General features: G+C 64.4%; 19 protein-coding genes. 13 read left to right on the plus strand and 6 right to left on the minus strand.

Translation table 11 applies throughout. The features are described 5' to 3' along the window. Positions 1-133 precede the first annotated feature (133 nt). From AC3CD9_RS17100 to AC3CD9_RS17115, 4 genes are read left to right on the plus strand one after another with little or no spacing between them, the layout of a single operon-like run. Positions 134-1,174, plus strand: coding sequence for a DctP family TRAP transporter solute-binding subunit (locus AC3CD9_RS17100; protein WP_488365184.1), 1,041 nt, complete (start codon positions 134-136; stop codon positions 1,172-1,174). Between the two features lies 1 nt (position 1,175). Continuing rightward, the gene (locus tag AC3CD9_RS17105; RefSeq protein WP_488365185.1) at positions 1,176-1,730 is read left to right on the plus strand and encodes a TRAP transporter small permease; all 555 of its coding nucleotides are present in this window, start codon (positions 1,176-1,178) and stop codon (positions 1,728-1,730) included. Then, positions 1,727-3,250 (plus strand): TRAP transporter large permease, encoded by a 1,524-nt coding sequence (locus AC3CD9_RS17110; RefSeq protein ID WP_488365187.1) that lies wholly within the window; start codon positions 1,727-1,729, stop codon positions 3,248-3,250. The genes AC3CD9_RS17105 and AC3CD9_RS17110 overlap by 4 nt, the downstream gene beginning before the upstream one ends. 34 nt (positions 3,251-3,284) lie before the next feature. Continuing rightward, on the plus strand, positions 3,285-4,052 hold the full coding sequence (locus tag AC3CD9_RS17115) for an SDR family NAD(P)-dependent oxidoreductase (RefSeq protein ID WP_488365188.1): 768 nt from the start codon (positions 3,285-3,287) through the stop codon (positions 4,050-4,052). 104 nt (positions 4,053-4,156) lie between these two features. On the opposite strand, the gene AC3CD9_RS17120 is transcribed toward AC3CD9_RS17115, so the two are convergent. Both AC3CD9_RS17120 and AC3CD9_RS17125 read right to left on the minus strand, forming a co-directional pair. Continuing rightward, entirely contained in the window at positions 4,157-5,095 is a 939-nt protein-coding gene (locus AC3CD9_RS17120; RefSeq protein ID WP_488365189.1) for a PCC domain-containing protein, read from the minus strand. A 63-nt stretch (positions 5,096-5,158) separates the two neighbouring features. Continuing rightward, positions 5,159-6,628, minus strand: coding sequence for an MFS transporter (locus AC3CD9_RS17125; protein WP_488365190.1), 1,470 nt, complete (start codon positions 6,626-6,628; stop codon positions 5,159-5,161). A gap of 72 nt (positions 6,629-6,700) precedes the next feature. On the opposite strand from AC3CD9_RS17125, the gene soxR reads away from it, so the two are divergent. After that, positions 6,701-7,168, plus strand: coding sequence for a redox-sensitive transcriptional activator SoxR (soxR, locus tag AC3CD9_RS17130; protein ID WP_139467793.1), 468 nt, complete (start codon positions 6,701-6,703; stop codon positions 7,166-7,168). A gap of 49 nt (positions 7,169-7,217) precedes the next feature. Here the strand turns inward: soxR and AC3CD9_RS17135 are convergent, their stop codons facing one another. Beyond that, the gene (locus AC3CD9_RS17135; protein WP_488365191.1) at positions 7,218-8,117 is read right to left on the minus strand and encodes a LysR family transcriptional regulator; all 900 of its coding nucleotides are present in this window, start codon (positions 8,115-8,117) and stop codon (positions 7,218-7,220) included. Positions 8,118-8,255: 138 nt separating this feature from the next. Between AC3CD9_RS17135 and AC3CD9_RS17140 the strand changes: the two genes are divergently transcribed. Further along, positions 8,256-9,719 carry a M20/M25/M40 family metallo-hydrolase gene (locus AC3CD9_RS17140; protein ID WP_488365192.1) on the plus strand — a complete coding sequence of 488 codons (1,464 nt, stop codon included), beginning with the start codon at positions 8,256-8,258 and terminating at the stop codon, positions 9,717-9,719. A gap of 76 nt (positions 9,720-9,795) precedes the next feature. Then, positions 9,796-11,091, plus strand: coding sequence for an MFS transporter (locus AC3CD9_RS17145; RefSeq protein ID WP_488365193.1), 1,296 nt, complete (start codon positions 9,796-9,798; stop codon positions 11,089-11,091). A 79-nt stretch (positions 11,092-11,170) separates the two neighbouring features. Here the strand turns inward: AC3CD9_RS17145 and AC3CD9_RS17150 are convergent, their stop codons facing one another. Then, positions 11,171-11,872 (minus strand): YoaK family protein, encoded by a 702-nt coding sequence (locus AC3CD9_RS17150; RefSeq protein WP_488365194.1) that lies wholly within the window; start codon positions 11,870-11,872, stop codon positions 11,171-11,173. A 204-nt stretch (positions 11,873-12,076) separates the two neighbouring features. Here AC3CD9_RS17150 and AC3CD9_RS17155 point away from each other — a divergent pair, with 204 nt between their 5' ends. The 3 genes from AC3CD9_RS17155 to AC3CD9_RS17165 all read left to right on the plus strand — a co-directional run bounded on the left by AC3CD9_RS17155 (position 12,077) and on the right by AC3CD9_RS17165 (position 14,978). Then, positions 12,077-13,882, plus strand: a complete 1,806-nt coding sequence (locus AC3CD9_RS17155) for a gamma-glutamyltransferase family protein (protein WP_488365195.1) — start codon at positions 12,077-12,079, stop codon at positions 13,880-13,882. Positions 13,883-13,884: 2 nt separating this feature from the next. Next, on the plus strand, positions 13,885-14,565 hold the full coding sequence (locus AC3CD9_RS17160; protein WP_488365197.1) for a GntR family transcriptional regulator: 681 nt from the start codon (positions 13,885-13,887) through the stop codon (positions 14,563-14,565). Between the two features lie 206 nt (positions 14,566-14,771). After that, positions 14,772-14,978 carry a hypothetical protein gene (locus tag AC3CD9_RS17165; RefSeq protein ID WP_488365198.1) on the plus strand — a complete coding sequence of 69 codons (207 nt, stop codon included), beginning with the start codon at positions 14,772-14,774 and terminating at the stop codon, positions 14,976-14,978. Positions 14,979-15,029: 51 nt separating this feature from the next. Here the strand turns inward: AC3CD9_RS17165 and AC3CD9_RS17170 are convergent, their stop codons facing one another. Next, positions 15,030-15,527, minus strand: coding sequence for an SRPBCC family protein (locus AC3CD9_RS17170; protein ID WP_488365199.1), 498 nt, complete (start codon positions 15,525-15,527; stop codon positions 15,030-15,032). 1 nt (position 15,528) lies between these two features. Next, positions 15,529-15,939 (minus strand): ArsR/SmtB family transcription factor, encoded by a 411-nt coding sequence (locus tag AC3CD9_RS17175; RefSeq protein ID WP_488365200.1) that lies wholly within the window; start codon positions 15,937-15,939, stop codon positions 15,529-15,531. A 328-nt stretch (positions 15,940-16,267) separates the two neighbouring features. On the opposite strand from AC3CD9_RS17175, the gene AC3CD9_RS17180 reads away from it, so the two are divergent. From AC3CD9_RS17180 to AC3CD9_RS17190, 3 genes are all read left to right on the plus strand, one after another. Further along, on the plus strand, positions 16,268-17,728 hold the full coding sequence (locus tag AC3CD9_RS17180) for an APC family permease (protein ID WP_488365201.1): 1,461 nt from the start codon (positions 16,268-16,270) through the stop codon (positions 17,726-17,728). Then, on the plus strand, positions 17,725-18,642 hold the full coding sequence (locus AC3CD9_RS17185; RefSeq protein WP_488365202.1) for a universal stress protein: 918 nt from the start codon (positions 17,725-17,727) through the stop codon (positions 18,640-18,642). The genes AC3CD9_RS17180 and AC3CD9_RS17185 overlap by 4 nt, the downstream gene beginning before the upstream one ends. A 133-nt stretch (positions 18,643-18,775) precedes the next feature. Then, a complete protein-coding gene (locus AC3CD9_RS17190; protein ID WP_488365203.1) occupies positions 18,776-19,627 on the plus strand; it encodes a fumarylacetoacetate hydrolase family protein in 852 nt (283 codons plus the stop codon). Positions 19,628-19,716 lie beyond the last annotated feature (89 nt).

Below are 19,716 nucleotides of genomic sequence, written 5' to 3' on the forward strand. Positions count from 1 at the left end.
GGGGAGGGCCCAACCATCGCGGTAGGGCACGTGAACGCAGACCCGAGTGCCGCCTCGGCGAGGGAATCCACCGCGGTCGGGGCCTGACCCCACCGAACCCAACGACAGTGAAATAACGGAAATCAAGGAGGCAATGGTGCCGAGAACACGGACGACGAGGAGCATGCTCGTCTGGTCCGCCGTACTGATGGTGTGCGCCCTGCTGCTGGCAGGGTGCGGAACGAACTTCGGCACCACCGACGACGGAAAGCAGCGCTACCGGTGGAAGATGACGGTGACGACCGGGTCGACCTCGACGTGGTACCTCGCGGCGGAGAAGTTCGCGAAGGACCTCGACGAGGAGACCGACGGACGGATCACCATGAAGGTCTTCGCCAACGAACGGCTGTCGGCCGGTGAGGCCACGGCCGGAGTCGAACAGCTCATGGACGGGGCGAAGGACTTCTCCTACAACTCGCCGATCATCTACGCCGGCGTCGACCCGCGCTTCGGCGCCGTCACCGCCCCCTTCGTCTTCGACTCCGTCGAGGACGGTCAGAAGGCGCTCGCCGGAAAAGGCGGGGACGTCTACGGCGACTACCTCGCCGAACGCGGAGTGCACCTGCTCGGCTTCGGCGAATCCGGAATGCGGCAGCTGACGAACACGCACCGGCCCATCCACACGCCCGAAGACATGAAGGGCATGAAGTTCCGCATCCCCGGCTTCGGCATGTACACCGACCTATACCGCGGACTCGGCGCGAACCCGACGACGATGCCCTTCGGCGAGGTCTTCACCGCTCTGCAGCAGGGGGCCATCGATGGGCAGGAGAACCCGATCGACGTCATCTACTCGGCGAACCTGCAGGAGGTCCAGCCGTACCTGACGTTATGGAACTATTCCTACGACCCGCTCGTCCTCGGCATCAACAAGGACCTCTTCGATTCGCTGACGCCGGAGGACCAGAAGCTCGTGAGCCTCCTGGCCGGCGAGGCCAACGACTTCCAGATCAAGAAGAACAGGGACGGCGAAGAGAAGCTCATCGCCGAACTCGCCGACTCCGGCATGGAGGTCAACGAACTCAGCGATGAGGAGAAGGACGCCTTCCGCGCCAAGCTGGGTCCGATCTACTGCGAATACCGCAAGGTCTGGGGACCGGACATGTCCCAGGCGTTCATCCCGAAAGGACTGTGAGATGAGAGTCATCAGATTCTTCGAGGACTGGGTCGTCATCGCCTCGTTCATGGTGATCGTCCTCGTCACCTTCGTCAACGTCCTCTCCCGCTACATCTTCAAGGCCTCACTGGCCTTCTCCGAGGAGATCACCATCAACCTCCTCGTCGTGCTCACGATGATGGGAGCCGTCGTCGGGATCCGCCTCGGCGCGCATCTCGGGTTCACCTACCTGGTCGAGAACGCGAAGGGCAGCGTCCGCCGAACGCTGCTCATCACCGGCACCACCCTCATCGTCGTCTTCCTCGCCGTCCTCCTCATCTGGGGCGGCGAGATGACGATCGCGCAGGGGCTGCGCGGACGGGCGACCCCGTCGCTGGGGATCCCGCAATGGCTGTTCACCCTGTCGATTCCCTTGGCCGGTCTGCTCGGAATCATCCGCAGCCTCCAGGCTCTGCGGACGGCACTGCATGAGGACACCTCCGCCGAGGCGGTCGTCGAGCGGCTCGCCAGCGAAGCCGCCCCGACCATCGACTCGTCCGAATTCTCAACCGACTCCGAAGGAGGCCGGAAATGATCGCGCTCCTGCTCTTCGGCAGCTTCTTCCTCTTCCTCGGCCTCGGGATCCCCGTCGCCTTCGCCCTCGGCCTCTCCGCCGTCGTCACCCTGGTGACCACCGACGGTGTGCAGGTCCTCGACGTCGTGCCCTCGGTGATGTTCCCATCGATGAGTTCGGGCACGCTGCTGGCGATCCCGTTCTTCATCCTCGCCGGCATCGTCATGCAGTACACGGGCATCTCGCAGCGACTCGTCGACCTCGCGTTCCTCATCTTCGGACGCCTGCGCCACGGCCTGGCCGCGGTGACGATCATCTCCGCGTTCTTCTTCTCCGCGATCTCCGGTTCCGGGCCGGCCACCGTGGCCGCGATCGGTGCGATCCTCATCCCCGCGCTCGTGCGCAACGGGTACCAGAAGAAGCACGCGGTCTCCCTCGTCGCGGCCTCCGGTTCGATGGGCATCGTCGTGCCCCCGTCGATCGCGTTCATCATCTTCGCCGTCGTCGCCGCCGAGTTCGGCAAGATCTCGATCTCCCGACTGTTCATCGCCGGCATCGTGCCCGGCATCATCATGGCTGTTGCGTTCTTCATCGCGGCCCTGTTCGTCCCTCGGGTGCGTGAGCTCGCCGGCCTGCCGGTGAGAACGAAGACCGGCACCGAGGCGGTCGCGGGGTCCGCGTCGACCGGAAAGTCTGCGTCCCGTTCCGCCGATACCGACTCCGCCGGTAACGGCGGTTCGGGTGACGGTGCGGCAGCGGGCAAGACCCAGCTGCTGACGGCGGACGGGAAGGCCGCCTCGGCGAGTTCCGGATCCACCGGATCGGGCGTCGGCACCGCGGATCCGACAGCCACGGTCAACCCCGAAGGCGGGTTCGGCGAGATCATGACCGCGCTGGTCAAAGCCATCCCCGGACTGCTCATCCCGGTGATCATCCTCGGCGGAATCTACGGCGGAATCTTCACCCCCACCGAGGCGGGAGCCGTCGCATCCGTGTACGCGCTCATCGTCGGGGTGTTCGTCTACCGGGAGCTGACCTGGAAGGACATGCCGAAGGTGTTCCTCGAATCCGGGGTCTCGACCGCGGTCATCATGTTCATCGTCGGCGTGGCCAGCCTCTTCTCCTATGTCATCACTGTCGAAGGGGTGGCCGACCGGATCTCGGCGGCGGTGCTGGGCGTGACGGACAACAAGTACCTAATCCTCGCGGCGATTACGATCATCCTGCTCATCGTCGGCGCCTTCGTTGACGCGATCAGCGCGTTCTACCTGTTCATCCCGATCCTCGTGCCGATCCTCATCGGCGTGGGCGTGGACATGACGACGATCGGCGTGTTCATGACCGTCAACCTTGCGATCGGCCTGTTCACGCCGCCGGTCGGGCTCAACCTCTACGTGGGTGCGGGCATCGGGAAGGTCAAGCTCGAAGAGGTCGTGCGCGGGATCATGCCGTTCCTCATCTGCGCGATCGTCGCCCTGCTGCTCATCACCTACATTCCGGCGATCTCGAACTGGCTGCCCGACCTGCTCGGGGTCGGATAGTTCGGGCCTCACTCAACTCTGTCGAAGGAGAAACATGGAACCGTATCTGCTCACGAACAAGACGGCCCTGGTCACCGGCGCCGCCCAGGGCATCGGCCTGGCCATCGCCACTGCGCTGGCCAAGCGAGGCGCCTCGGTCGGCATCGTCGATCTCAAGGGTGCCGAAGAGGCTGCCGCGTCGTTGGCCTCGGAGTACCCGGATCAGCGGTTCGCCGCGTTCGCACTCGACGTCCGCGACGGCGAGGAGGTGACCGCTGCGGTCGGATCGTTCGTGTCGACCTTCGGGGGTCTCGATATCCTCGTCAACAATGCGGGCACGGCCGCGCGCATCGGCATCGATGAGATCACCGCCGAACAGTGGCAACGCGATATCGAGACCAACCTCGGCGGGACGTTCAACTTCATCAAGGCCGCCGTGCACCCGCACATGATCGAGGCGGGAAAGGGGTCGATCATCAACATCTCATCGATCTCGGGCATCAACGGCGGAGCGGTCTCCGACGGGGAGGCTGGGGCACGGTCGGGGCCGGCATATGCGGCGAGCAAGGGCGGGATTATCGCCCTGACGAAATGGGTGGCCAAGGAGTACGGATGCCAGGGCATCCGCTGCAATTCGGTGGCACCGGGACCGGTCGAATCAGCGCTCACCGTCGGTCAGTCGTACGACTTATCCGGGCAGGCGCTCGATCGGATGGGCCAGCCTGATGAGATCGCCGAGGCGGTCGCCTACCTCGCTACCGACGGTGCCGCATTCACGACCGGACAGATTCTGCGCGTCGACGGCGGGGCCGTGATGTCGTGAGCGTTTGAGTGTTCTGAACTCGAACGGGCGATCCCCGCATCATCCTCAGGATGGTGCGGGGATCGTTGTCTCTGCGGACCTGTCTGGCTGGGCGACGTGTCCGGTCAGTCGGTGCGGCGGACGAAGAGTTCGAAGGTCACCGCCACGGGATTGGCTTGAGCCTTGAGAGTGCCGGAGCTGACCTCTCCGGCGACGTCGACGACCTCGCCGGAGAGGTTGGTCTGCGGAGCCGAGGACCGTGCGCCGGTCACGGTCCCGGTGAGATGGGTGAACTCGACGGCCGGCCATGGGGCGGTGCCATCGGTGAACACGGCTCCGGTCGTGCTGCCGAGACTCGCGACAACCTCGGCGGAGTCGAAGTTTGCGTTGCGGCAGACGGCGAGGACCGCCTCGTCGAGGATCTCACCGGGACGGACGCGGGAAACTACGGCATCGGGGGAGCCCGAAGACTCGGGCGGTTCTGACTTCGTCACTGCCCGGTCGGTGGGCGTCGGGGCGAAAGCTGAGAACCCGGTCTCGGGGTCGACCTCACTGATCAGCTTTGCATCGTGAAGGGTAAAGAGTCGGATCGTCAGTCCTGCCGGCCCCGCCAGAGTGCCCGACAACAGGTGTCCGCCTTTGGTTTGGCCGTCCGCACCGGTCCATGAGGCGTGGACGTGGCAGAACGGTGTGCCCTCACGGAAGCCGATCGTCGCAGATGCGTGGCGAAGCTTCGTGGGGCTGTCGACGGCGAATGCCTCGGTGAACGACATCGGGTGCTCGGCGTCGGGGCCGTAGGCCGGATGGACATAGTCGATGTGACCGAATTGTCCGGAGACGAACTCGGCCATGACGCCGTTCACTGCGAAGTCTTTCAGGGATGCTTCGAGGGAGCTGAACAGGTCCGCGCCCTCCGGCAGTTCGAGGACGTGCTCGGTGCAGCGGGTCGGAACGGAGACGATGCGGGGGTTCTGCCGTGGACCCGCGTGGACCACCGCTGTTCCGGGTGCCTTCAGCGGGAAGGTCGGCTGTTGCAGTGCTGTCGTCTCGGCTCCATTGCTCATGTCTCGATTATGGTCAGGCGCCAGGGCCGGTGTCGCCGAAGATCCAAGTGGTGGAACATGAGCTCAGACATCTGACGGAACGGCGGCGGCCGCCTCGGTGCCGCGCATGATCATCACGGTACCGATGATGCCGATGCCGCCGAGGACGGCGATGCCGGCACCCATCGTCATCGCACCGGTCGCGCCCGGACCGCCGACGGCGACGAACACTCCGACAAGTGCTGAGGCGATCGTGTTGCTGATGAGCTCGGCGGTGCCGAGCCCGGCGGCCGCCTTGGATCCTTCGACGGGGTCATCGCTGCTGCTCATCGCCGCGACGTTGAGGTGCGGAAAGGCGAGGCCGATTCCGGAGCCGGCGAGCACCAGACTTACGGCCCAGACCCAAGCGATCCACTCCGCGTCGACGAATTGCGTCGCGGCGTAGATGACCAGCCCCGCGGTCACAAGGATGGGGCCGAGGGTCATGAGCCTCCGGCCGGTGCGAGAATCATCGATACTCGCGCTGAACAGCTGGACGAAGCTCCAGCCGACCGAGATGCTAACGCCGAATACAGCCGCCAACAGTGGCGGCATGCCGACGAGATCTTGACCGAACTTCGGCAGAAAGATCTCCACCATCGCCGCGGAGCTGAGGATCCCGATGACGAGATAGATCCACTTGAGCGGATTGCCGCGCTGGTAGGTGATGTGTGGGAGGACTGGAGAAGCGGAAGTCCGATCGACGGCGATGAAGGTGATGATGAGTGCCGCTCCTGCAACAAGAGCGATCATCGTGGGCCAGCCCGTGTGAACCACCGCGGCAATGCTGAAGGCAGCGGAGGCAAGGACGAGCAGCGACAGCGAGGGGATCGGAAGGCGGCCGAAGTCCCGTTGACCGGAAGCCTCGCGGGGAAGGCTGCGCAGCGCCATAAGGCCGAGCACAACCGATATCAGCGTCAGCAGACCGAAGGCCCCGCGCCAGTACCCGACCTGGGCGAATGCTCCGCCGACGGCTGGGCCGATAAGTGTGCCGAGCCCCCACATCGCCGAGACCAGTCCTGTCGCGCGAGTCCAAAGGCGCTTCGGCAGGGCATCGCGGATCACCGAGTAGCTGAGCCCGGCGAGCAGACCTCCGCCGAGTCCCTGAACGACCCGCGCGATCACCAGCAGCTCCATGGTAGGAGCGAGCGCGGCGCCGAGCGAGCCGATGGCGAAGAGGCCGAACGCGAGCAGGTACGACCACGCGGCGCCCATCGAACCGAGCACCCTGGCGACGAGCATCGAGGCGAGCACAGAGGCGACGAGGAATGCCGTGGTCACCCATGCGAAGTACTGCTGCCCGCCGATGTCGGCGATCGTCGACGGCAGCAGGGCCGCCGTGACGAAGGTGTTCATCGCGAATACGGCAATGCCGCCGGCGAGGACGAGGGAAGCGCTTGCATGCTCGGCACTGAAGAGTTCCCGCCAGCCGCCCGTCAACTGTGCTGCGGCGGCATCCGCGGTTGCGCCTTCGGAGGGATGTTCTGGAATCGCGCTCTCGTGTTCGTCTCTCATATCGATTACGCTAAAACCTCAACTTAAGTTGAGGTCAATGGGTCAGTGTCGAGCGAGGGAAAGAGGGTCTCCATGAGCGACAAGAAGCCGTCGCCGACCGATATCCTGTCCGTGGGCGATGTGGCTGCACGAACCGGAGTCGCCGTCTCTGCGTTGCATTTCTACGAACGGCAGGGGCTGATCGCCTCGGTCCGCACCGCTGGAGGCCAGCGCCGATACGCCCGTCATGTTCTCCGCCGGGTGTCGGTGATCCAAGTGGCGAAGAGGATGGGCATTCCCCTCGCCGAGGTGGCCGAGGTGTTCGAGGATCTCCCTGCCGATCGGATGCCCGGGAAGTCCGATTGGCGACGGATCAGCGAGCGCTGGAGGGGCAAGTTGGAAGCCCGTCGCAAGGAGATCGAGCGGATGGAGAGCGAACTCGTCGAATGCATCGGCTGCGGCTGCGTCTCACTGCGCAGTTGCCGAGTGCTCAACCCCGATGACGCGCTCGGCTCGAGCGGTTCGGGCCCACGCCTGCTTCCGGAATTCCCCTCCGAGTGAGGGGATGAACGGTTCTAAGAGAAGAAGAATGTGAAGAACCCGGAACATCTCACAAACTGTTCTGCAGAGCCTCCACCATGAGGTCGAGACCGTGGGATTCGCGGCGCGGCTCGGCTTCGAGGACCTGAATGTAGCGCGATTCGATATCCGGATCGACGATCGGAATCGCTTTGCAGCCAACTGCATTGAGGTTCGTCGGAATGGTTCGACCGGCCATCATCGCGATCATCGACGTTCCCACGAGAGAGCGCAGCATGAGAACTGGACATGTGGCCTCAAGTGACGGGGAGAAGACCTGCCCCTGGGCCCGGACCGCCTGCTCGATGCGCATCCGAGCAGTGTTCCCGGCGGGAAGTGTTCCGACAGGAAAGTCCGTCATATCGTTGATGAAAAGACTGGACCGGTCAGCCAGCGGATGGTGTCCGTCGAGAATCGCAAAGTTCGTCGCTTCCACTTCGGCGACTTTGCGGACCCCCGGTAAGGTTCCGAATTCGTGGCTGGAGACCGAGAAATTCACGCACAGGTCGGCCCGACGGTTCCGCAGCACCTGCAGAGCTTCGACCGATCCGCGGTCGATGATGCTGACCTGAACTCTGTCAGTCATCCTCATCAGTCGGTTGATGGCATCGGCAACCACGGTCTGCCCCAACCCGGTGCTCGTCACGATCGAGACTGTTTCGACCGCGCCCGAGTACTCCCCGAACGAGTCGGCGAGCAGTTCCGACTCGGCGATGGTTCGGCGAGCAAAATCCGCGACAGCAAGGCACTGTGCTGTGGGATTGACTCCGGCACTCGTCCGTTCGAAGAGCTGTGTGCCGTAATGCTCTTCCAGGCTCCTGATCTGACGGCTCGCTGTCGAGTGCGAGATGAAGATCGACCTCGCGGCAAGATGGATCGACCCGTATTCGACGACGGCAAGCAGGGTCTTGAGACTGCGGAGATCGGTCATCGTGGTCGTCCTTCGGCCGGGTGCGACTCCAGAGTACGTCGGTGGTGCAGCAAACGCACCACCTCGGTGCGGGAAACGCACCTGGGTGTGGACGGATCCGGGTGTTGTCGAGTCGTCTGCTGGGCGATGCTGACAGTCATGAACGCAGAGAACACCGGCCGCGACGTTGCGGCAGATTCCCCCGAAACCCGAACCGATCTTGCCCGGCGTGCGGGCGAATTCGTCCGCAGCGCAGACTTCATCGATCGGCTATCCCGCAGAGTCGCCCGGCGCACCGAAAGCCAAGCACCCGGAGGCGGGCCGGCAGCGCTGGCCTACCTCAGCGAAGAGCTGGTTCCAGAACTCGACGAACTCGATTTCGTTTCGACCATCCACGACAATCCGGAATCGGACGAACACCCGCTTCTCATCACCAAGCGCGTCGAGGACCCGAAGCTGCCCACGGTGCTGCTCTACGGCCATGCCGATGTGCAGTTCGCCCACGATTTGCAGTGGGCCGAGGGCCTCGACCCCTGGGTGCTCACTCGTGACGGTGACCGCTTGTATGGCCGCGGCACTGCCGACAACAAAGGCCAGCACAGCGTGAACACGGCGGCATTGAAGACCGTGCTCGACGGCTTCCGTGCAGAGCACGGAACCGGCGAAGCCAGGCTCGGCTACAACATCACGATCCTCATCGAGACCGCTGAAGAGGCGGGGTCCAAGGGCTTGCGCTCGTTTGCGGCCGCACATGCCGATGACCTCTCGGCCGAGCTCTTCCTCGCCTCCGACGGACCACGGATCGCCGCCGAGGTCCCCACGCTGTTCCTCGGCTCCCGTGGGGCACTGAATTTCCGGCTCATCGCCCACGAGCGCGACGGCGACCACCACTCGGGCAACTGGGGCGGTCGGCTGCGGAACCCGGCCACGGTCATCGCCGCCGCGATCAACGCTCTGGTGGATGCCAACGGCGTCATACGGATCCCTGCGCTGCGCCCTGAAGATCCTCCCGCCTCGGTGCTCGACGCAGTGGCGAAGCTGCCTGACATCGTCGAGGAAGGTGCGCCGGAGACCGATCCGGACTGGGGCGAGCCCGGCCTGAGCCCCGCTGAACGGGTCTTCGCCTTCAATGTGCTCGAGGTCCTCGCCCTCGATGCGGGCGACCCGACCCAGGTCGTCAACGCGATCCCCGGCACCGCCTCGGCGAGCATGCAGCTGCGATACGTCGTGGGCACGGATGTCAGCGATTTCGAGAACCGGGTCCGGACCTTCCTCGAAGAAAAAGGGATCCATGGGGTCGCGGTCGAGCTCGAACACTGCATGCCGGCCACACGTCTGGACCCGGAAGCACGAGTCGTCACGGCAGCGGTGGACTCGATCCGCGAAACGACCGGACTCGACGTCGCCGTCGAGCCGAACCTCGGGGGAACCATCCCGAACGATGTCTTCGCCGAAGTGCTCGGACTGCCGACCGTCTGGGTGCCGCATTCCTACCCGGGATGCAACCAGCACGCACCGAATGAGCATGCGCTGGTATCGATCCTCAAGCAGGGTGCGGAGATCATGACGGGAATGTTCTGGGACATGCGCATGCGTCCGGACGACTGGTTCTCCTCGAAATGATCCCGCCAGCTGTCGGAGACCCCATGTCGCCGACGACCAAGCCGTCCCACCACACTGCAGGCAAAGGAGCCCAGTCATGACAGAACAGCTGTCAGCGCAGAATACCGCTGAGAACAAACCGGTGAAATCGTGGAAGGTCATCACCGCGGCCTCGATCGGCAACGCCCTCGAGTGGTACGACATCTCGGTCTACGCGTACTTCTCCGTGTACATCTCCGTGGCGTTCTTCCCCTCCGAGAGCCATGCGGTCTCAGTGATGCTGGCCTTGGGCACTTTCGCTCTGTCCTTCTTCATCCGCCCGGTCGGAGCAATCGTGCTCGGCAGCTTTGCTGACCGGAAGGGACGCAAACCGGCACTGACGCTGACGATCTGGCTGATGTTCGCAGGCACACTGATGATCGTGCTCATGCCACCGGCTCATGTCATCGGACTGGCTGCACCGCTGCTCATACTGCTTGCCCGACTCATTCAGGGGTTTGCCGCCGGAGGCGAATTCGGTTCGGCAACCTCGCTCATGGTCGAACACCTGCCCGATCGCCGAGGGTTCGCTGCAAGCTGGCAATTCACCTCGCAGGCGATGTCGACAATTCTCGCTTCCGTCATCGGTGTGGCCGTAACGACGACGCTGACGCAGGAACAACTCGAGACCTGGGGCTTCCGCCTGCCATTCATCGTCGGACTCCTCGTCGGCCCGGTCGGACTCTACATACGCCGGCATGTCCCCGAATCTCCCGAGTTTGCCGCTGCCCAAGCTGACAAGCCCAAGGAAGCAGTAGCAATCGGAGGTGTGCTGCGACATCACAAACTGGCTGTGCTGTTGGCGATCGGCGCGATCGCTGTCTCGACCTGCCTGAACTACTTCATCACGTATGTGCCGACTTACGCTGTCGACAACCTCGGTATGAACAGCTCCGCAGGATTCTGGGCGACCCTTGTGTCCGGACTCGTGCTGTTCCTCTGCACACCGGTCGCCGGCTACTTCTGCGACAAAGTCGGACGGTTGACCTTCATGATTCCGGCGGCGCTCGCGGTCATGGTACTCACCTGGGTCCTCTTCACCTGGGTCGTCGCGGCCAACGCGCTGACGGTGCTCATCGTCGTGGTCGTCATCTTCTCGATCCTGAAGGCCGCCTATTACGGGCCGCTGGCCAGCGTCATGGGCGACATCTTCCCAACTGAGGTACGAGGGACCGGCCTGTCACTGGGCTACAACGTCGGCGTTGCCATCTTCGGAGGGCTGACCCCGCTGGTGGCGGCCTGGCTCATCGGCATCACCGGTGACGCGAAAGCCCCGGCCTACTGGGTGCTGCTCGCCGGAGCGCTGAGCGTGGCGGCGATCCTCGTGGTGTGGAAGAAGCTCGGCGTGCGGTGACGTCCAGGGTATCGGTGCCGCCGTGAGAACGGGGCCGTGGTCGATTGCGGCCACGGTCCCGACTGGGCGGATATGGAACTCATGCGTTCGAGGCAACGGCGGCGGCCGCCTCGGCGAGGGTTCGTCTCTTCTTCTCACCGAGGTGGCCGATCACGGCCGCGGCGGCGATCATGACGGCGACGAGGGCGATGCCGATCCACTGATTGAGCATGAGCGTGGCGGCACCGGCCAGCGCGCCGATGAGGATGAGGACGACGGCGAGGGCTCGGCGGATCCAGCGGACGTTGTCACCGCCGGCCAGGCTCGAATCGGCGGCGAGGCCGACGATCGTCGAGGTCACCACCACGGTGGTGACGTCGGCGATCTTCATCTTCCGTGCGGCCGCGGCCTGCGCACCCATGAGCGCGGACAGGGCAGAGGTGAAGATCGTGCCGGCCAGCCCGATCTCGGGGTCGGGGACGACCGCGACGTAGACGGATAATGCGGCACAGCCGACGGCGACGCCGGAGAAGATCACGGTCGTCCGGTGGTGCCAGTTCTCGCCGATGTCGCCGAGGATGCGACCGGACAGTGCGGCTCCGACCATGAAGAACACGAGTGCGAGGACGGGGCGGAGGACGGGGACGCCGTCGGCGCCGGCGAGGCCCATGCCGAGGATGACGACGTTGCCGGTCATATTGCCGGTGAAGACCTTGTCGAAGCCGAGGTAGCCGATGGCGTCGACCATGCCGGTCGAGAAGGTCAGCAGCAGGAGCATGGCCAGGTCGAGGCGACGAGTCATGGTGTCCTTTCCGGGCGAGTGGGGCCGGCGGCAGTGCCGGAATGTCGCCATGAGGGGTAATTTGTATACAAAACTGTAATCAGGTGACGGTTGGCATGCAATCGAGGGGCAACCGGAATTGTCCGGGTATCGTCGTTATCGACAGCTGACCAAGGCTTGCACGCCGAACGACGATCAGCTGACCACTGCCGAAGGACTTCGCCCATGACCTTTTCACCGCCCCCAGCATTCACCACGCGCCCCACCCTCGAGGGGCACTTCGGGATGGCGGCATCGACGCACTGGTTGGCGACCGCATCCTCTCAGGCGGTGCTCGAACGCGGCGGGAACGCCTTCGACGCCGCCGTCGCCGGAGCTTTCGTCCTCAACGTCGTCGAGCCCCACCTCAATGGACCCGGAGGTGATATGACCGGGATCTTCGCCACCGCCGCCGAGCCTTCCCGACCACAGGTGATGATGGGGCAAGGGCCGGCTCCGGCCGCGGCGACGATCGAGCATTTCCGCAGCGAGGGCCTCGATATGGTTCCCGGCTCCGGGGCTCTCGCCGCCGCCGTTCCCGGAGCCGTCGACTCGTGGCTCAACCTGCTCGAACACCACGGGACGTGGGAGCTCGCCGACGTCCTCGACTTCGCCATCGACTACGCCGACAACGGGCATCCGATCCTCGCCCGAGCAGCCGGGACGATCGCGAAGGTCAGCGAACTCTTCACCGAGCACTGGCCGACCTCGGTCGCACAGTGGATGCCCGAAGGCCGAGTTCCCGAAGCCGGCGAGCTGGTGTTCAACCACGCCTACGCCGATGTGCTGCGCAGACTCATTGCTGTAGGTGACGGCACTGCGACACGGGAGGAGCGGATCCGAGCGGCCCGTCAGGAGTGGAAGTCCGGATTCGTCGCGCGGGCGATCGCCGACTTCATCTCCACCGCGCACAGACACTCGACCGGAGGCGACCACGCCGGAATCATGACGCTGGAGGACATTTCCGCCTTCGACGCTGTGTTCGAAGATCCCGTCACCATCGACTTCCGCGGATATCAGGTCGCGAAGATCGGCGCCTGGGGTCAAGGTCCGGTGCTGCTGCAGACTCTGAAGATCCTCGAGGGCTTCGACGATGACTGCCTCGACCCGTCGACCGAGAGCGGAGCGCACACGATCCTCGAAGCGCTGAAGCTGGCCATGGCCGACCGTGACACCTACTACGGCGATGCCGACGTCGACCTCGACTGGCTGCTCAGCGACTCCTATGCGGCCTCCCGACGAGAACTCATCACCGAGCAGGCATCGGCGGAATTCCGGCCCGGTCTCGGCCGGGACGGTGCGGCGCCCGTCTTCACCACCCCGCTCATCCCCGAAGGTGATGACAAAGAAGCGCTGATCAAAGCCGGCATCGGGGAGCCGACCGTACAGAAGAACGGCGTGAACAACGGCGACACCTGTCACCTCGACGTCGTCGATCGGTGGGGCAATATGATCTCGGCGACCCCGTCCGGAGGGTGGCTGCAATCCTCGCCGACCGTCCCCGGGCTCGGATTCTGCCTCGGCACCCGGCTGCAGATGATGTGGCTCGACGAGGCGGCCCCCTCGGCACTGCGCCCGGGCAAGCGTCCGCGCACGACATTGACCCCGACCTTGATCTCCCGAGACGGGCAGCCGATCATCGCTCTCGGCTCACCCGGCGGTGACCAGCAGGAACAGTGGCAGCTGCTGCTGATCCTGCGCATGCTCGTCGGCGGCTACCGTGCGCAGGAGGCCATCGATGCACCGGCACTGCACACGACGTCGTTGGCGGGATCGTTCTGGCCACGTACCTGGGTTCCGGGTGGAGCGGTCGTCGAGGACCGCCTCGGCGAGGATGTCATCAACGGACTCATCAACCGCGGTCACGACGTGACCAGGGCGGGGGAGTGGGAGCTCGGCCGGCTGTCGTGCGTGACCCGGGATCCGGCGACGGGCCGGCTGAGCGCCGGAGCGAATCCGCGTGGGGCGCAGGGTTATGCGGCGGGGAGATGACCATGGCTGATTCGCACGATGCGCAACTGGATGTCGCCGCGCAGATCCGCACCGACATCATCAAGGGCAAGCTCGAGCCCGGGACCAAGCTGCGCGAGGTCGCCCTGGCCGAACGCTACGAAGTGTCGCGGATTCCGATCCGGGAAGCGCTGCGTGCTCTTGAAGCCGATGGGCTCGTCGAGTCCCGGAAGTTCAGCGGTTCGGTTGTCGCGCCCTCCCCGGCCGAGGATGCCGAGGATCTGTTCGAGATCCGCATCGTGCTCGAATCGGCGACCGCGAAGCGCGCCGCCCGCCGGGCCGCCGAACTCAGTGCCGGCGGCGAGCACGATGCGAAGTGGTCGGAGATCCGCGCAGAGATCAACGAGATCCTCGAGGCCGGCGACGCCGTCATCGCTGAAGAACGTTTTGAGGACCTGGCGGTACTGAATATGCGGTTCCATTTCGCGGTCGCCGAACTCAGCGGGAGCCTGTCGTTCATCAGCCTGCTGCGTCAGATCTCCGGCAAGATCGAGTGGCTGTACTCGCTCAACCTCATGCGCCGGGGCCCGCAAGCGTGGCCGGAGCATCGCGAGATCATCGCCGCCATCGATGCCGGACGGGTTGAGCAAGCCGCCCAGGCAATGGCCCGACACGTGCGCCGCAGCCGCGATTCCTACTTCGCCACCATGTCCGAACGCCCCTAATTGCTACCTGACGGGGGCTGAGCAACCTCGCGCCAGGTTGCTCAGCCCCCGTCAGGTGCCTTGGAGAGCGAATTTCATCCTTTTGTGGGAGATACATCGACTCGGAGACCCGCTACTGTTGAGAGGTCCCGTCGCCGTTACGACGCCCGTTGAAGGTTCGTCGGACGTGATGACGGTCCAGTCGGCCCAGCCCATCAACTGGAACGGTGATCAGAAACTTGCAGGAACCCGCCCGTCGCTCCCTGCTGCTGACAGCATTGAGCTATCCGCTCGTCGTTGCGGGAATCATCCTGCTGATCCTCGCGGTCGAGGCCCCGGGTGCAGCCCTGCTGGGCTCCGGTGTCTTCCTCATCGGCATCAACGAGCTGTGCCTGTACATTGCCAGGTCGTCCGACCCCTCAAGAACTACCTGACGGCGGCTCAGCAACCTGGCGCCAGGTTGCTGAGCCCCCGTCGGGTAGCAATTAGGGGTGGTCTAGGAGGCGATCGAGTTTGTTGTAGCCCTCGACGATGCCGTGCTCCATGCCCGAGGCGACCATGCCATCGCGGGACTCGAGCGAGTCATAGATCGAGGTCGACATCAGCCTGGTCCGCCCGTCGCCGAGGTCGGTGAGCGTGAGGATCTCGAGGTTGACCGCGTCCGGGAATCCTTCGAAGGTGAAGGTCTGGACGATGCGCTCGTTCTCCCGCACCTCATGGAACGAGCCGAAGAACGCGTACTCGCCGCGATCGTCGTGCGAGACATAGCTCCAGTTCCCGCCGGTCGTCGCGTTCCATTCCCGGATCGTGTTCGTGATCGAGTCCGGTCCGCACCACTTGACGAACAGTTCGGGGTCGATGTGGGCCCGGAACACCTTGTCCGGTGAGGCGGCGAAATCGCGGGTGATCGACACGGTCTGCACGCCCTCGGGGACGTCGAGCTTGAGAGTCGAATAGTCGGCTGCGGTGTCTGTGGCGGTCATGTCATGCTCCTTTGCGTGATTTTCTGTGGGGTGATGTGGCCTCGGATCCCTCCGCCGAGGCGGCGCTGGAGTCCGAGTCGTTCGCTTCCTCGTCCGCGTTCATCGCTTCGAGGACCGCGTCGAGGCGTTGGTAGCGTTCCTCTGCCTGCTGCTTGTATCTCTCGATCCATTTCGTCATCAGATCGAACACATTGTCTTCGAGGTGGACCGGTCTGCGCTGGGCGTCACGGGTGCGGGAGACCAGTCCGGAGTCCTCGAGCACCTTGAGATGTTTCGATACGGCCTGCAGGCTGACCTCATAAGGTTCGGCGAGTTCGTTCACCGTCGAATCGGCGACGCTGAGTCTGGCCACCATGTCCCGCCTCGTCGGGTCGGCCAGAGCGGCGAAGACCTTGGACAGCTGATCGGCCATTTGAGCCTCCTGTGAATCTGCATCGAAACAATCATTCAACCAATGGGTTGATAAAAGGATATGTCTACCAGTTCTCGTAAGTCAACCATTTGGTTGAATAAAGTATTCGTTGGAGCGTATCTCGTGCTCCACCTGCAGTGCCGTGCGCAGGGTCGGCGCCGCCTCGGTGAGAGGCGACGGATTTCGCACCGATGAATTCCGGTAGAAACCGAATCGGACCGCGCAGTCTGTCGTATGGTCTCAGTAGCGGCGAGCAGCGAGCGCACCCGACCGGTGCGCGACGGGCTCCGCCCACAGGCAAGTAAGACGATGAAGTCTGGAGAAGAACATGCCCACACTGCGACAGCAGCTGTTCCGGATCAAACCGGTGCCGCGGCAGAAGGAAGACGTCGAGACCGATCTCAAACGCACGATCGGGCTGTTCTCGCTGACGATGGTCGGCGTCGGTTCGACCATCGGCACCGGCATCTTCTTCATCCTCTCCGAGTCCGTTCCGGTGGCGGGACCCGCCGTGATCTGGTCATTCGTCATCGCCGGTGCTGTCGCCGGCCTCGCGGTCATCTGCTACGCCGAACTCGCCGGATCCGTCCCCGTCTCCGGTTCCTCTTACTCCTATGCCTACGCGACCCTCGGCGAACTGCCGGCGATGGGGGTGGCCGCGTGTCTCCTCCTCGAATACGGAGTCGCCGGTGCGGCCGTCGCAGTCGGCTGGTCGCAGTACGTCAACCAGCTGCTGTTCAACCTCTTCGGATTCCAGATCCCGCACGCCCTGGCCTACGCGCCGGAAGAAGGCGGCATCGTCAACCTGCCTGCCATCCTGCTGCTGGCGATGTGCTGCTTCCTCCTGGTGCGCGGCACCGGCGAATCCATCGTCGTCAATGCGATCATGGTCTGCCTCAAGATCGGCGTGCTTATCTTCTTCATCTGCGTCGGCGTCACCGGCTGGGACTCGAATAACTTCGCCGACTTCGCCCCCTTCGGCATCTCCGGAGTCGTCGCCGGCTCGGGTCTGATCTTCTTCAGCTACGTCGGCATGGACGCTGTCGCCACGGCCGGCGATGAGACGAAGAACCCGAAGAAGACGATGCCCCGAGCTCTCATCGCCGCCCTCATCATCGTCACCTCCGTCTACGTCCTCGTCGCCGTCGCCGCCCTGTCCGCCCAGCCGTGGGAGAAATTCGACGGACAGACCGCAGGCCTGTCGGCCATCCTCGAGAACATCGTCGGCTCGCAGTGGCCCGGCACGGTCGTGGCCGCCGGCGCGGTGATCTCGATCTTCTCCGTCACCCTGGTCTCCATCTACGGCCAGTCGCGGATTCTCTTCACGATGGCCGGCGACGGAATGATGCCCAAGCTCTTCCGCGAGGTCAATCCCCGCACACTCACCCCGGTCAAAGGCACGATTGTCGTCTCCGCCGTCATCGCGGTCCTCGCCGGCTTCATCCCGTTGAACTTCCTCGCCGAGATGACCTCGATCGGCACCCTCGTCGCCTTCGTCGTCGTCTCCCTGGCCGTGATTATCCTGCGCGTGCGCGAACCGAACCTCGAACGCGGCTTCAAGGTCCCGTTCTATCCCGTCCTGCCGGTGCTCTCGATCATCGGCTGCTTCTGGATCATCTCGAGCCTGCAGGTCATCACGATCGTCGTCTTCATCATCTGGACCGCCTTTATCCTGGGCCTGTACTTCATCTTCGGCCGCAAGTCCTCCGTCCTCGGCAAGCAGCTCGCCGAGGCGGGACCCACCAATCCCGAATCCCCCGGAACGGACTCCACAGGAGGAGCCAAATGAGCATCGTCGTCGGTCTTGCCCCAGGTCAGGATAACCGCGCAGCCGTCGAGCTGGGCATCGTCCTCGCCCGCACCTATCGACGCCGGATCGTCGCAACCGCCGTGGACTCCGCTGCGTTCCCGATGGCGCCCGTGCACTTCGAGAGCCAGTACGAGAACAGGTTCCGCACCGTCGCCGAGGCGGCGCTCGACGAGGCGCGTGCGCTCATTCCCAGCGATCTCGAGTCCGAATGCGTCCTCCATTCCGCGCGGTCGTCACGGCGAGGTCTGCTCGAGATGTGCGAGAAGACCGACGCCTATCGCCTCGTCGTCGGACCATCGTCGGAAGGAAGGCCGGGCAAGATCGCGCTCGGGTCGGTGTCGAACGGTCTGCTGCATAGTGCCAGGCTGCCGGTGGCCCTGGCCCCGGCCGGATTCGAAGCGCCTGCGGGGGCGCGGCTGGAGCGGATCACGGCCGCGTACTCGGGATCGTCCACCTCGGCGGATCTCATTCTTGGTGCTGCGATGGTTTCGGCGGAGTCGGACGTGCCGTTCCGCATCGCCTCGTTCGCCCCGCGTTCGCGTGTGGTCGCCTCGGCGAACGTGCCCTTCGACATGGAGTCACGCGTCATCGACGAATGGACGAAGACCGTCCAGCGCGACACGGACAAGATCCTGTGCTCGATCGAGCAGCTGCACATCAAGCCAGGTGAGACGGACGTCGTCGTGGGAACCGGCGCCGATTGGGCCGCGGCGCTCGGAGCTGTCGAGTGGAAGCATCCGGAAGTGATGATGCTCGGGTCCTCCGGGCTGGGTGCGCTCAAGCGAGTGTCACTGGGCAGTCACGCGATGCGGATCCTGCAGAACTCTCCTGTGCCGATCGTCGTCGTACCCCGCCGCGCGAAAGCCGATTACATCCGCCAGCAGACCGTGTGACGGTCGAACTCGGTGGGCGTTTCGACGCCTGCGGGTGTCCAATACTTGAGCAGTTCCAAATTAGCGCCGTCGGTCTCGCTAGCCTGGCGACAGGTCACAACGACGTGGCCGAGAGCTAGTAGAGAGGAACCGCATGGAACTGCTGCGACTGGGACCGATCGGACACGAGATTCCGGCAGTCCGCCACGACGGAGTCTGCTTCGACCTCCGCCCGCTGACCGATGACATCGACCCGGACTTCTTCGCCGCCGACGGCATCGGACGCGTCCGAAGTGCGCTTGACGCTGGGGAACTCACGCCGCTCGATGGTGCTGAAGAGATGCGCATCGGCGCGCCGCTGACCAGACCTTCTGCCATCGTGTGCGTGGGCATGAACTATGCCGCGCATGCTCGTGAGGCCGGAGCCGAACCTCCCGAGCGTCCCGTCATCTTCTTCAAGATGCCCTCGACCGTCGCCGGGCCCAACGACCCGATCGAACTGCCGCCGTATGCGACGAAAGCCGACTGGGAGGTCGAACTCGGAGTGGTCATCGGATCACGGACCTTCAGGGCCGCCTCGGCGGAGGAAGGACTCAATCACGTCGCCGGGTACGTGCTGGCGAACGATCTGTCCGAACGCCGACTGCAGATCGAGGAGTCCGGGGGACAGTGGTCGAAGGGGAAGAACCTGCCCGGGTTCACCCCGCTCGGGCCCTGGATCCGCCCCGCCGCCGAGGTCGACCCCGGTGACCTGCGACTGCGCAGCTGGGTCAACGGCGAAGCCAGGCAGGATTCGTCGACGAGTGACCTCATCTTCTCCGTCGGCGAGATCATCTTCCAGCTCAGCCAGGCGATGGCCTTCGAGCCGGGCGACGTCATCCTCACCGGCACCCCGCAAGGTGTCGCACTGTCGGGAAAGTACCCGTACCTGGCCGACGGGGACGTCGTCGAACTCGAGCTCGAAGGCCTGGGACGGCACCGGCAGGGCGTGACCGTCACGGAGTGAATGCATGAAGCGGCGCACCGGTGAATGGTGCGCCGCTTGTGCGTGTGGATCGGCGCCTCAATGATGACGGCCGATCAGGTGAGGGCTGA

The sequence above is a fragment of the Brevibacterium sp. MGP-B1 genome (genome assembly GCF_057766545.1).

Bases quoted from the DNA above. Each gene is read 5' to 3' on its own strand.
- AC3CD9_RS17185 (WP_488365202.1), top strand. From the start codon at position 17,725: ATGAGCATCGTCGTCGGTCTTGCCCCAGGTCAGGATAACCGCGCAGCC.
- AC3CD9_RS17115 (WP_488365188.1), top strand. From the start codon at position 3,285: ATGGAACCGTATCTGCTCACGAACAAGACGGCCCTGGTCACCGGCGCC.
- AC3CD9_RS17110 (WP_488365187.1), top strand. From the start codon at position 1,727: ATGATCGCGCTCCTGCTCTTCGGCAGCTTCTTCCTCTTCCTCGGCCTC.
- AC3CD9_RS17145 (WP_488365193.1), top strand. From the start codon at position 9,796: ATGACAGAACAGCTGTCAGCGCAGAATACCGCTGAGAACAAACCGGTG.
- AC3CD9_RS17160 (WP_488365197.1), top strand. From the start codon at position 13,885: ATGGCTGATTCGCACGATGCGCAACTGGATGTCGCCGCGCAGATCCGC.
- AC3CD9_RS17150 (WP_488365194.1), bottom strand. From the start codon at position 11,872: ATGACTCGTCGCCTCGACCTGGCCATGCTCCTGCTGCTGACCTTCTCG.
- AC3CD9_RS17100 (WP_488365184.1), top strand. From the start codon at position 134: ATGGTGCCGAGAACACGGACGACGAGGAGCATGCTCGTCTGGTCCGCC.
- AC3CD9_RS17190 (WP_488365203.1), top strand. From the start codon at position 18,776: ATGGAACTGCTGCGACTGGGACCGATCGGACACGAGATTCCGGCAGTC.
- AC3CD9_RS17170 (WP_488365199.1), bottom strand. From the start codon at position 15,527: ATGACCGCCACAGACACCGCAGCCGACTATTCGACTCTCAAGCTCGAC.
- AC3CD9_RS17155 (WP_488365195.1), top strand. From the start codon at position 12,077: ATGACCTTTTCACCGCCCCCAGCATTCACCACGCGCCCCACCCTCGAG.
- AC3CD9_RS17175 (WP_488365200.1), bottom strand. From the start codon at position 15,939: ATGGCCGATCAGCTGTCCAAGGTCTTCGCCGCTCTGGCCGACCCGACG.
- AC3CD9_RS17135 (WP_488365191.1), bottom strand. From the start codon at position 8,117: ATGACCGATCTCCGCAGTCTCAAGACCCTGCTTGCCGTCGTCGAATAC.
- soxR (WP_139467793.1), top strand. From the start codon at position 6,701: ATGAGCGACAAGAAGCCGTCGCCGACCGATATCCTGTCCGTGGGCGAT.
- AC3CD9_RS17120 (WP_488365189.1), bottom strand. From the start codon at position 5,095: ATGAGCAATGGAGCCGAGACGACAGCACTGCAACAGCCGACCTTCCCG.
- AC3CD9_RS17105 (WP_488365185.1), top strand. From the start codon at position 1,176: ATGAGAGTCATCAGATTCTTCGAGGACTGGGTCGTCATCGCCTCGTTC.
- AC3CD9_RS17140 (WP_488365192.1), top strand. From the start codon at position 8,256: ATGAACGCAGAGAACACCGGCCGCGACGTTGCGGCAGATTCCCCCGAA.
- AC3CD9_RS17125 (WP_488365190.1), bottom strand. From the start codon at position 6,628: ATGAGAGACGAACACGAGAGCGCGATTCCAGAACATCCCTCCGAAGGC.
- AC3CD9_RS17180 (WP_488365201.1), top strand. From the start codon at position 16,268: ATGCCCACACTGCGACAGCAGCTGTTCCGGATCAAACCGGTGCCGCGG.